The sequence below is a fragment of the Streptosporangium nondiastaticum genome, assembly GCF_003011965.1.
GTDB lineage: Bacteria > Actinomycetota > Actinomycetes > Streptomycetales > Streptomycetaceae > Streptomyces > Streptomyces nondiastaticus.
Map to the genome: position 1 here is coordinate 1 of NZ_PXWG01000182.1, position 11,645 is coordinate 11,645.

Annotated in this window: 9 protein-coding genes; 7 read left to right on the forward strand and 2 right to left on the reverse strand. The window is 73.9% G+C overall.

Annotated elements, in window-relative coordinates:
- A partial coding sequence (locus B7P34_RS32860; RefSeq protein ID WP_223268471.1) for an NPCBM/NEW2 domain-containing protein occupies window positions 1-931 on the forward strand: 931 nt, incomplete at its 5' end.
- Window positions 932-971: 40 nt separating this feature from the next.
- On the opposite strand, the gene B7P34_RS32865 is transcribed toward B7P34_RS32860, so the two are convergent.
- Window positions 972-3,125 carry an asparagine synthase-related protein gene (locus B7P34_RS32865; protein ID WP_106681826.1) on the reverse strand — a complete coding sequence of 718 codons (2,154 nt, stop codon included), beginning with the start codon at window positions 3,123-3,125 and terminating at the stop codon, window positions 972-974.
- Between the two features lie 851 nt (window positions 3,126-3,976).
- On the opposite strand from B7P34_RS32865, the gene B7P34_RS32870 reads away from it, so the two are divergent.
- From B7P34_RS32870 to B7P34_RS32885, 4 genes are all read left to right on the forward strand, one after another.
- Entirely contained in the window at window positions 3,977-5,425 is a 1,449-nt protein-coding gene (locus B7P34_RS32870; RefSeq protein ID WP_106681827.1) for an MFS transporter, read from the forward strand.
- Between the two features lie 261 nt (window positions 5,426-5,686).
- Entirely contained in the window at window positions 5,687-6,901 is a 1,215-nt protein-coding gene (gene lhgO / locus B7P34_RS32875) for an L-2-hydroxyglutarate oxidase (protein ID WP_106681831.1), read from the forward strand.
- A 159-nt stretch (window positions 6,902-7,060) separates the two neighbouring features.
- The gene (trmB, locus tag B7P34_RS32880) at window positions 7,061-7,888 is read left to right on the forward strand and encodes a tRNA (guanosine(46)-N7)-methyltransferase TrmB (RefSeq protein ID WP_223268472.1); all 828 of its coding nucleotides are present in this window, start codon (window positions 7,061-7,063) and stop codon (window positions 7,886-7,888) included.
- A 152-nt stretch (window positions 7,889-8,040) separates the two neighbouring features.
- Complete coding sequence (locus tag B7P34_RS32885; protein WP_223268473.1) at window positions 8,041-9,414, forward strand: PrsW family intramembrane metalloprotease; 1,374 nt, start codon at window positions 8,041-8,043, stop codon at window positions 9,412-9,414.
- A gap of 42 nt (window positions 9,415-9,456) precedes the next feature.
- On the opposite strand, the gene B7P34_RS32890 is transcribed toward B7P34_RS32885, so the two are convergent.
- Complete coding sequence (locus B7P34_RS32890) at window positions 9,457-10,680, reverse strand: DNA cytosine methyltransferase (protein WP_223268474.1); 1,224 nt, start codon at window positions 10,678-10,680, stop codon at window positions 9,457-9,459.
- 76 nt (window positions 10,681-10,756) lie between these two features.
- Here B7P34_RS32890 and B7P34_RS32895 point away from each other — a divergent pair, with 76 nt between their 5' ends.
- A complete protein-coding gene (locus B7P34_RS32895) occupies window positions 10,757-11,254 on the forward strand; it encodes a very short patch repair endonuclease (RefSeq protein ID WP_106681829.1) in 498 nt (165 codons plus the stop codon).
- Between the two features lie 167 nt (window positions 11,255-11,421).
- Window positions 11,422-11,604 (forward strand): hypothetical protein, encoded by a 183-nt coding sequence (locus B7P34_RS39025; protein WP_223268475.1) that lies wholly within the window; start codon window positions 11,422-11,424, stop codon window positions 11,602-11,604.
- Window positions 11,605-11,645 lie beyond the last annotated feature (41 nt).

Below are 11,645 nucleotides of genomic sequence, written 5' to 3' on the forward strand. Positions count from 1 at the left end.
GTCCGGCGGGAGCGCCGGAGGTGGGGCCGGCGGTGGGGCCGGCGGCTCGGGCAGTGCCGCTGCGAGCCATGGTCTGGGGGCGCCCGCGAAGATCGGCATCATCGGCGGCATGGTGGTCGCGGCCGGGGCTGCCGCCGCGTACGCCCTGATCGGGCTCTCGTCCGCGCCGGACCGGGCGCCGCAGGCCGAGGCGTCCAAGGCTCCGGTGGCTCCCGTGGCGACGCCCCGGCCGACGCCCGTGCCGCAGCGGAGCCACTCCCCCGGCCCGTCGCCGACACCCACGCCGGTGCCCTCGACGCCGATGCCCAGGGCGAAGGCGCCCGCCGCGGCGCACGCTCGTCCCGCAGCCGCGGCCCCCGTGGTCCCGGTCCGTGCCGCAGTGCCCAAGCCTCGGCCGAAGCCGTCGCCGCCTCCCGCGCCGCCCGTCCACCGGCCCGCGCCTTCGCCGTCCCCGTCTCCGTCGCCTTCGCCCACCCCGTCGCCCCCGCCCCGGCCGCCCGCCGTCTACCAGCTCAACCAGCTCGCGTACGCGGGCGCCGGCGACGGTACGAGGCCGGAGGTGCGGCTGGGAGCGCACAGCTGGCTGTGGCAGCGGTACGGCCTCCGGGTCGGCGGCGTCACGTACGGGCACGGCGTGAGCGTCCACGCGCCCTCGGCCGTCACCATCGAGCTGAACCGGCCCTGTACGGCCTTCAGCGCCCTCGTGGGCGTCGACGACATGTCGATGGGGCTCGGTGCCGCGGAGTTCTCCGTCTACGGCGACGGGGTGCCCTTGTGGCGTTCCGGCGTGGTGCAGGGCGGGGAGCCGGCGCAGCCGGTGTACGTGCCGCTCTCCGGCCACCGCACGATCCGGCTGTCGGTGCAGCCGCGGCGCGGCATGGGGTGGACGGCGGTGTCGGACTGGGCGCGCTCGTGGATCTCCTGCGGGTAGGAGCCCCGAGGCTTCTCTCCGGGAGCCCCGAGGCACCGCCTCACACCACCTGGCCCGGCACCACCCCTCCCGCCACGGCCCGCTGGCGCGGTGCCGCCGAGCCGGTCCAGCACGTCCCGCGGCGGGCCAGCAGGCGCCGCAGCCACACCTCGGTGGAGACGAGCTCCGCGAGGCCGTCCAGGGGCAGCGCGCGGCCGTTCGCGGCCCCGTGCAGCGCCGCCCGCACAACGCGGGCCTCCACGAGACCGGCGTCGGCGAGCAGCGGGGCCTCGAAGAGCTCCAGCAGCGGGCCGGTGGAGGCCCGTAGCCCCGCCCGTACGGCTGCCGCGTGCGCGGCGTGCGAGGTGGCGCCCCAGCCCGGGGGCAGGTCGCGCACGCCCGCCCCTGAGAGGACGGCGCGCAGGACCGCGGCGCGCGCCCCCGGCTGCACCCGGAGCGCCTCGGGGAGGGCGCGGCAGGCCCGTACGACCTCGTTGTCGAGGAAGGGGGCGTGGAGGCGCTGGCTGCGGACCTCGGCGGCTTGTTCGAGGATGCGGTGGTCGGCGGCGTGCCGGGCGAGGGCGGCGGCCGCGCGGCGCTCCCCCGGGCGTTGCGCGAGGCCTTGGGGGCGGACGGCCGCGGCCTGGAGCCGAACCGATACTTCGGCCAGAGCCTCACCCGTGAGCCAGCGGGCGGCGGGCCCGGGCCGGCACCAGGTGAGGGCGGCGAGGGAGGCGTCGACGGCCCCGCCCACGCCGGCGGGGACGGCCGCGCCCGGGGTGTCGTCCACGACGGGGAAGGCCGTGGCCCGCAACTGCCCGGCGGCCGCTTCAAGGCCTTCCCGGTAGGACGTGCGGGCCAGCCTGCGGGCCGCCCGGTAGACGGTGAAGGGGATGACCAGGGCCTGTGCGGAGGACCTGTCGGCGCGGGCGAGCGCCGAGACGGGGCGCAGCAGGTGGCGTCGGCGACGGTCCATCAGGAGATCGGCGAGGCGCGCCGGGTGGGCGTCGAGGACCTGGCGGGCGCCGTGGCCGACGAGGTGGTCCGCACCGCCCGCGGCGAGCCGGTGCCGGTGGCGTTCGGCGGTGACGAGGGAGGGGCCCGGTTCGTCGGTGAGGGGGCCGCCGGCGAGGTCCGCGTAGGGCAGGGCCTCCTCGCCCGCGGCGACGACGATGTGGCGCAGCCGGGGGTTGGCGGCGATGGCGTGGGCCCGTTCGAGTTCGGCCTGGCGGACGCGGCTGTCGTCGGTGACGAGGTCGTTGAAGGTGACGGCGAGCAGCCGTCCGCCGGTGCCGTGGCCGAGGGGGGTGCCGGGCAGGCCGGGCAGGCCGGCGGCGAGCAGCGCCAGCGTGGCGGAGGCGCTGCCTCCGGAGAGGTCGGCTCCGACGCCGGGGGCGGGGCCCGGACCGCCGCGGGCGGCGCGACGGTGGGCGGGGCCCATGCCCGGCACGGGGCCGGGGTCGAGGCCGCCCGGGCCGGGGTCGGGGGCGTGCCGCGGGGCGGCGAGGCGGGTGCGCACGGCTTCGACGAGGGCGTTCCTTATGTCCTCGACGGCCTGGTCGGGCGGGAGCTGGGCGGCGGAGACGGCGAGCGACGCCGTCGGCTCGTAACCGGTGATGTCGCGGGCGCCGTCGCGCAGGACGAGGGCGTGCCCGGGCGGCACGCGTCGTACGCCTTTGTAGGGCGTGCCGTCGGCGAGGGCCTCCGGGGAGTCGGGGCAGGCGAGGAGGGCGGCGAGGTGGCCGATGTCGAGCTGGGCCTCGATGAGGTCGGCGAGGGGCAGGGCGGCGGTGGCGTAGGCGGTGCCGCCGGCCCAGGCGGTGTGGAAGACGGGCCGGGCGCCGGCCAGGTCGCCCACGACGGTGGTGCGGCGGCCCACCTGGGCGATGGCGGTGTAGCTGCCGGGCCAGGCGGTGAGGTGCCGCAGGGCGCCTCCGCGGGCGGCGACGAGCCCGGTGCGCAGCTGCTCGTCGCCGGCGCCGCAGCGGCCGAGGACGGCGAGGCGGGTGAGGGGGTCGAGGCTGACGACGCGGACCTCGTCCGGGCGCCAGTCGCCGACGGCCCACAGGGGGGCGGGGTCGCCCCACAGGAGCTGGGCGCCGACGGGGACGGTCGGGGCGCCGTAGTCGTCATGGCCGCCGTGGGTGCCGGGGGGTGCGGCACGTTGTGGCACGGTCCCCGAGGTGGTGCTGCTCCACCCCACCACCCAGCGCATGACGCCTCCACAGGCTGTGGACAACCGACGTGGACAACCGACCGAGCACTAACCGAGAGCACTGACCGCGAAGCACTAACCGCAGAGCGCCGACCACCGAGCACTGACCACCGCGAACACCGAGCAACAAGCAACGAACACCGAGCAACGAGCACCGCGGACACCGGCTGGACGGCCATCAAGCGCCGCCATCCGCAGTCATCATGCACAGGAGGCCACCGGTTGCCACAACGAGACCACCACGAAAGAGGCAACCCATCGGTCGCGCCTTTCACCCCAACTCGCGCAAATGCGGGGCGAAATAGCGGGCCATCAAGCCGTATGCACGCAGCCGTCGCACGCAACGCCATGCTGTCACGTACGGAGGCGGCGGACGCCCACGCGCGCGTGCGGCGCGCCAAGAACCCGTTCCCGAAGGCCTTCCGAACGCCGCGGGCCGTCTCCCGGGCGGCGGTATCCGGCCAAACTCGGGGCGGTGCGGCCGCGGGGGCGCACTCGCCCAGTGCTTCGACCCACGCGTCACGGTCCGGGAGGCGGTCAGCCGCCTCCCGGACCGGTCCGCCGCCCGCGGGGAATGAGGCGGCGGCTTCCCCCAGCCCACTGGATCCAGTGCAGCGGGCCAACCCACGCAACTCCCATGGAAGCGCTCCCTTGATGGCGCGGACAGAGCGCACGGCGGGCGCACAGCCACACACAACCGGAGCACGTGCCCCTCGGTGCACGTCCGCACGGACCAGAATCTCGCCATCCGGGACACCACCTCTTAACGGTCGGGATGCGGGGAACTACGCTGGGTTTACGAATGCCCCGCGCCTATGCCGGGGCGGGCGTCGCGTTGTCGAGGGGTGCGCATGTCCAGGGAGCCACGCGGGCCGAACGAGAAGCTCGGCACCGTCCTCGCCCTCGCCGGGATCAGCAACGCCGGTCTCGCGCGCAGGGTCAACGACCTCGGTGCGCAGCGCGGATTGACGCTTCGCTATGACAAGACGTCCGTCGCGCGCTGGGTCTCGAAGGGCATGGTGCCCCAGGGAGCGGCGCCCCATCTGATCGCCGCGGCGATCGCCGGCAAGCTCGGCCGGCCCGTCCCGCTGCACGAGATCGGCCTCGCGGACGCGGACCCGGCGCCGGAGGTGGGGCTCTCCTTTCCGCGCGATGTCGGCCAGGCCGTGCGCTCCGCGACGGAGCTGTACAGGCTGGATCTCGCCGGTCGGCGAGGGGGCGGCGGCATCTGGCAGAGCCTGGCCGGATCCTTCTCCGTCAGCGCCTACGCCACGCCCGCCTCCCGGTGGCTGATAACCCCCGCCGACAGCTCGGTCGCGCGCGAGGCCCACACGGCGGCCGGCGAGGCAGAGGGCGGGGGCGGCCCGGACGGCGCCATACCGCAGCGCGTCGGCCACAGTGACGTCAGCAAGCTGCGGGAGGCCGCGGAGGACGCGCGCCGCTGGGACTCCAAGTACGGCGGGGGCGACTGGCGTTCGTCGATGGTCCCCGAGTGCCTGCGGGTCGACGCGGCGCCCCTGCTGCTCGGTTCGTACAGCGACGAGGTGGGCCGCTCGCTCTTCGGCGCCACCGCGGAGCTGACCCGGCTGGCCGGCTGGATGGCCTTCGACACCGGCCAGCAGGAGGCCGCCCAGCGCTACTACATCCAGGCGCTGCGGCTCGCCCGCGCGGCCGCCGACGTGCCGCTCGGCGGCTACGTGCTCGCGTCGATGAGCCTGCAGGCCACGTACCGCGGCTTCGCCGACGAGGGCGTCGACCTGGCGCAGGCCGCCCTCGAGCGCAACCGCGGCCTGGCCACCGCCCGCACCATGAGCTTCTTCCGCCTGGTCGAGGCCCGCGCCCAGGCCAAGGCCGGGGACGCACCCGCGTGCGGTGCCGCGCTGAAGGCCGCCGAGGGCTGGCTGGAGCGGGCCCGTACGGGCGATCCGGACCCGTCCTGGCTCGACTTCTACAGCCACGAGCGGTTCGCGGCGGACGCCGCCGAGTGCTACCGCGACCTGCGCATGCCCCGGCAGGTGCAGCGCTTCACGGAGCAGGCGCTGGCCCGCCCGACGGAGGAGTTCGTCCGCTCGCACGGGCTGCGGCTCGTGGTGTCCGCCGTCGCCGAGCTGGAGTCCGGCAATCTGGACGCGGCCTGCGCGGCCGGCACGCGGGCCGTGGAGGTCGCGGGCCGGATCTCCTCGGCGCGCACCACGGAGTACGTCCGCGACCTGCTGCACCGGCTGGAGCCGTACGGGGACGAGCCGCGGGTGGTGGAGCTGCGGGAGAGGGCGCGGCCGCTGCTGGTGTCGCTGGCGTGAGCGATGACTGCTGGTGTCGCCGGCGTGAGGGGTGGCTGCCGGTGTCGCCGGCGTCAGGGGTGGCTGCCGGTGTGAGCGCCTGATCACTTCCTGATCCCCCGTCCGAATCCCCTGTCCGATGTCCGAATCCCCTGTCCGATGTCTGACCCGGGTTTCGACCGGATGTCAGTGGCGCAGGTCATGATGGGGGCGTGGGTGAGGCGCCGAGGGGTCCCGGATGCCCGGTCGCGGGTGTGCCGGAAGGCGCGGGGAGGTGACGTGGTGAGGGCGTACGACTGCGATGTGCTGGTGGTCGGCGGCGGCATCGTGGGCCTGTCGACGGCCTATGCGATCACGCGTGCCCGGCCGGGTACGCGCGTCGTGGTGCTGGAGAAGGAACCAGGGCCCGCGCTGCACCAGACCGGGCGCAACAGCGGAGTGATCCACAGCGGGATCTACTACCGCCCGGGGTCGTTCAAGGCGCGGTTCGCCGTGCGGGGCGCGGCGGAGATGGTGAAGTTCTGCGCCGAGCACGACCTGCCGCACGAGGTCAGCGGCAAGCTGATCGTGGCCACGGACCAGGAGGAGCTGCCCCGGCTGCACGCGCTCGTCCAGCGCGGCCGGGAGAACGGCGTGCCGGTGCGCGAGCTCGGCCCGGCCCAGATAGCCGAGTACGAGCCGCACGTCCGCGGCGCGGGGGCCATCCACGTCGGCTCGACGGGCGTGTGCGACTACGGCGCGGTGGCGCGCTGCCTGGCCCGTCTGGCGGAGGACGCGGGGGCCTTCGTGCGGTACGGGGCGGAGGCGCGCGTGATCGGGCGGCGCGGTGCGGCGGTCGCGGTGCGCACGGGGCTCGGCGAGGTGCTGCGCGCCCGCGCGCTGGTCAATTGCGCGGGGCTGCACAGCGACCGCGTCGCGCGGCTCGCGGGCGATGACCCCGGCGTGCGGATCGTCCCCTTCCGCGGGGAGTACTTCGAGCTGGCCCCGGGGCGTACGGAGCTCGTGCGCGGCCTGGTCTACCCGGTGCCGGACCCGGCGTTCCCGTTCCTGGGCGTCCACCTCACGCGGGGCATCGACGGCACGGTCCACCTCGGGCCGAACGCGGTCCCGGCGCTCGCCCGCGAGGGCTACGGCCGGCTGACGGTGCGCCCCGGCGAGCTGGCGGAGACGGTGGGCTGGCCCGGCTCCTGGCAGCTCGCCCGCCGCCACTGGCGGTACGGCGCGGGAGAGGTGCGGCGCTCGCTGTCCAAGCGCGCCTTCACGCAGGCGGCGCGGAGGCTGCTGCCCGAGCTGACGGCGGAGGACCTGATACCGGCGCCGTCGGGGGTGCGGGCGCAGGCGGTGCTGCGGGACGGCACGCTCGTGGACGACTTCCTGTTCACCGAGTCGCCGCGGATGGTCCACGTGCTGAACGCTCCCTCGCCGGCGGCGACGGCCTCGCTGCCGATCGGGCGGGAGGTGGCGCGGCGGGCCCTGCTGGCGATGGACGCCGTCTGACCTGCAGCGCGTGGGTGCCTTGCGGCCTGCAGCCGCATGGGTGCCCCCTGGCCTGCAGCCACGTGGATGCCCTCCGACCTGCAGAGACCGGATCCCCATGTCGATCCCCATGGTCGATCCCCGCGGTCGCTCCCCGCGCGCCCGTAGAATTGAAGAACTGTGTCCGAGAACCACGCATCCCCCTCAGCCCCCGCTCCGGCCGCCGACGACGCCGCCGCGGCGCCGGTCCCTGCACAGCAGGGCCGCGGCCGCCGCGAGCCGATGTTCCCCGACGGTCCGGCGCCGGACCCGGCGGGCTCGCACCACGAGCGGCGCATCCGCTCCTTCCAGCCGCGCCGCAGCCGGGTCACGACCGGCCAGGGCGAGGCCCTGCGCCGCCTGTGGCCCAAGTGGGGCCTCGACATCGACGGCCTGAGCAAGCTGGATCTCGGCGAGCTCTTCGGCGACCCCGAGCTGCCCGTCGTGCTGGAGATCGGCTTCGGCATGGGCGAGGCCACGGCCAAGATGGCGGCGGCCGACCCGGGCACGGGCATCCTCGCCTGCGACGTGCACACCCCCGGCCAGGGGAATCTCCTCGGCCTGGCCGAGCGGAACGGCCTGGACAACATCCGGGTCGCCAACGGCGACGCGATCATCCTGCTCCGCGAGATGCTCGCCCCGGACTCCCTCGCGGGCCTGCGCGTCTACTTCCCGGACCCGTGGCCCAAGAAGCGGCACCACAAGCGCCGGCTGATCCAGCCGGAGTTCCTGGCCCTGGCGGCCACGCGCATGGCCCCGGGCGCGCTGCTGCACTGCGCGACGGACTGGGAGCCGTACGCGGAGCAGATGCTGGAGGTGCTCTCCGCGGCGCCGGACTTCGAGAACACCCAGGCCGACGGGGGCTTCGCGCCGCGGCCGGAGTTCCGTCCGCTGACGCGGTTCGAGGGCCAGGGCCTGGACAAGGGGCACGTGGTCCACGACCTGCTGTTCCGCCGCAAGGCGCACTGACGCCTGCTGAGCGTGCTGGGGGGTGGGCGGCCGGGGAGAGGCCCGGCCCCGGAATGCTCCGAGACGCTCGGGGACCCTCGGGGACGCTCCGGAATATCGAGGCCGCCCGGAATAACGAGGCCGCCCCGACGTCCCTTGGTTAGGGTCATCGAGTGCATGAGTCCCCACCCCACCAGCAGCCGGTAGCCGGGCCGGTGCCCGCCTCCGGTCAGCAGCCGAACTTCCCCGCGATGCCCGCCCCCGCGGGCTGGCGCTACAAACCGCGCCGCGCCCTGTGGGACAACAAGGCGGTGCGCGCCGGCGCGCTGATCCTGCTCCTGGCCCTGTGCGGCCTGGTCATCCTGGCCCTGGTGCGGGAGCAGACCGGCACCGAGGGGTTCCTGGTGGGCCTCGGCCTCGCCGTCCTGCCCGTGCCGCTGCTGGTGGCGGCGTTCCGCTGGATGGACCGCGTCGAGCCGAAGCCCTGGAAGAACCTGGTCTTCGCCTTCTCGTGGGGCGCGTGCGCGGCCACGCTGATGGCCATCATCGCGAACGGCTACGCCACCGAGTGGCTGCTGAGCTCCGTCGACCTCGCGCAGCGCCCGGAGGCCGACAAGTGGGGGGCGACGTTCGTCGCGCCCGTGGTCGAGGAGACCGGCAAGGCGGCCGCGGTCCTGCTGCTCTACCTCTTCCGCCGCCGGGACTTCAACAACACCGTCGACGGCGTGGTCTTCGCGGGCATCACGGCCACGGGCTTCGCGTTCACCGAGAACATCCTCTACCTGGGCAACGCCTTCGCCACCGACCAGAGCTTCGGCCACGAGGGCGTGCCGGCGGCCACGGCGGCCACCTTCTTCATGCGCGTCCTGATGTCGCCGTTCGCCCACCCGCTCTTCACCACGATGACGGGCCTCGGCTTCGGCATCGCGGCCAGCCTGGCCCCGCGCCGCAAGGTCATCCGCGTCCTCGTCCCCTTCGCGGGCCTGCTCACCGCGATGGTCCTGCACTCCGTCTGGAACGGCTCGGCCAGCCTGTCGCCCCTGGCCTTCCTCGCGGTCTACGCCCTGTTCATGGTGCCTGTCTTCGGCGCCCTGACCTGGCTCGCGATCTGGTCCCGCCAGAACGAGCTGCGCACGATACGCACCTTCCTCCCGGCCTACCAGATCGCCGGCTGGCTCACCCCGCCCGAGCCCCTCGCCCTCTCCTCGATGCGCGCCCGCGGCATAGCCCGCGACGTGGCCCGCCGCACCGGGGGCCCAGGGGCGGCCCGCACGGTGGCGGAGTACATCTCGTTCGCGACGTCCCTGGCCTTCCTCCGCCAGCGCGCCCACAACGGCACGGCGGGCCCGGACTTCCCCGCCCGCGAACAGGAACTCCTCCACCACCTCTGGACCCGCAAACACATAGCCCAACCAGCCCTGACCCAGGCTTCCGCAACACTGCCCCGGCCGTTCGTGCCGATGCCGCAGCAGTGGGCCGCACCACCACCGGGGTGGCAGGACGTCAGGGGCCCCGGGCCTTGGCACGGCCCGGGAACGCCCCGCTAGCAGCCTCTTCGCTCCGACGGCGCGGTGCCCGTTCGCCCCTGCTCAGGCACTCGGGCCTGCGTGCTCGGGCTCCGCCTCCGGGAACGGGAGCTGCCCGTAGCCAGCAGGCGTGGGCCCGACAGGGGGCTGCCCCGCAGCCGGTGCGGCAATCCCGGTATCCCGTCCAGCAGCCGGAATCACCATGCGGACACCGTCCGCTGCAGAGCTCGGCTGCCCGCCCGGGCGGAGGACCGCGGCGATCGCCCTTCCCACGGCTTCTGCGACCGGAGGCGGGAAGGCGTTGCCCACCTGGCGGTATCGGGCGGTCTTCCCTCCCTCGAACGCCCAGTCCCGGGGAAATCCCTGGATGATCGCAGCCTGCTCGACCGTGAGCATGGGCCCGTTCGCCCTGAAGAGATCGCGCTCAGGGACACACGCGTCAGGATCGTTGGCCACACCCATCGCGTCGACGCCCAGCGCGGCCCACGCAGCCTTGGCCCGGCTGGGCCCGAGATCGGCACCGCCGTGCTTCTTCGAACCGCCTACGAGCGTGGGGGCCTCAGTACCGCGCTCCGTCGCCGCCTGCAGCCACCTGTCGAAAACAGCCCGGCCCCTGGCCCCGTACGGCTCATACCGTTCCCGCATGGTCTCGGCCAGAGCGTCCGCCACAGTGACGACCTCCTCGGCACCTGCCGGCCACTCGAACTTCACGCCAGCCAGGAGTTCCTTGGCAATCATGACGAGGACGGCCCGGGGCCGGAGCTGCGGGACCCCGTGCCGCCGGGCTTCGATCAGCTCCCAGCCGCAGAACTCGTAGCCGTAGGCCTTGAGCTCGCCCACGATCCGCTCGCGATACTCATCGAACTTCGTGTCCAGGATCCCCCGGACGTTCTCGATCATCACCGCCTTCGGCCGGAGCCGGCCCACCAGTTCAAGCATTCGGGGGAAGAGGTCACGCTCGTCGTCCTCACCCAACTGCTTGCCCGCCGCGGAGAACGGCGGGCAGGGGACGCCCCCGGCGAGGAGGTCCAGTTCCCCGGGCTGCAACCCGAACTCGGCGAGCTGCTTGTGCGTAAAGGGGTCGACCTCCTTCACGTCACCTTCGACGATCTCGCAGCCCGCCCATTCCGGGTTGCCCGACACATTCGCGCGCAACGTCCTGCACGCAAACTTGTCGATCTCCAGGAGCGCAAGGTGCCTGAAGCCGGCCATGTGCAGCCCGAGCGCCTGGCCCCCGGCACCGGCGCAGATCTCGATCGACGTCAACGGTTTACCGCTGGAGTTCAAGGTCCCCCCTCGTCGCGATGTGAGCAGATGCCCAAGTCTCACACCCAGGAGTGACATATCGAACTAGCGTTTCAAAATGACTGTCGCGTCGAGCTCGGGGACAGTCCCTGAGGGACCTGTCCGCCGGCAGAATGGAAGCGTGCCTGTCACTCCCCCCTCAGCTCGCAAGTCGGCCGAGATGAGCCGCCAGGCGAGTCGGAACACGACCCCTGAAATGGCGGTGCGGCGCCTCCTCCACAGCACAGGGCATCGCTACCGACTCCACACCAAGGTGCCGGGCATGCCGCGACGCACCATCGACATCGCCTTTCCCGGCGCGAAAGTCGCCGTCTTCCTCGACGGCTGCTTCTGGCACGGCTGTCCGCAGCACGCCACCAGTCCGAAAGCCAACGCGGACTGGTGGCGACAGAAGCTGGACCGGAACGTCGCCCGTGACCGGGAAACCAACGAGCACCTCGTCGAAGCCGGTTGGACGGTGTTGCGCTTCTGGGAACACCAGAACCCCGCGACCGTCGCCGCAGACGTGGCCGCGGCCGTCGCTGTGGCGCGGGCTGCCCGCCTCCGTCGCCCGTAACGCCCGGCGTAGCCTCGAAAGCGTTGGGTTTGCTGATGCGGAGGTGTGGGATGGCTCGGGTTTCTGCGGGTGTGGTTGCTGCGGGTGGGCTTGTCGGGGGGTATTCGGTTGCCCGGTGGACCGGGAAGCGGCCGCTTGGTGGGGTTGCGCTGGCTGTGGCCGGTGGGGTGGCTGCTCGGCAGTGGGGCGGGAAGGTCGGGGTGCCCAAGGCTGCGGCGCTGACCGGGCTGTACGTCGCCGCCTTCGGCGGGTCGCACCCGCTGGCCAAGAAGATCGGCGCCTGGCCTTCCGTCTTCGCCGTTGCCGGTGGGATGGCCCTTGCCTCCTGGGTGGTGGAGAGCCGGGCCTGATCGGCGGCAGGGCGGGGCATCGGGCGGCGTCTTCTCCGCCC

Coding starts and splice junctions, on each gene's coding strand:
- B7P34_RS32865 (WP_106681826.1), bottom strand. CDS start 3,125: ATGCGCTGGGTGGTGGGGTGGAGCAGCACCACCTCGGGGACCGTGCCA.
- B7P34_RS32870 (WP_106681827.1), top strand. CDS start 3,977: ATGTCCAGGGAGCCACGCGGGCCGAACGAGAAGCTCGGCACCGTCCTC.
- B7P34_RS32895 (WP_106681829.1), top strand. CDS start 10,757: ATGACTGTCGCGTCGAGCTCGGGGACAGTCCCTGAGGGACCTGTCCGC.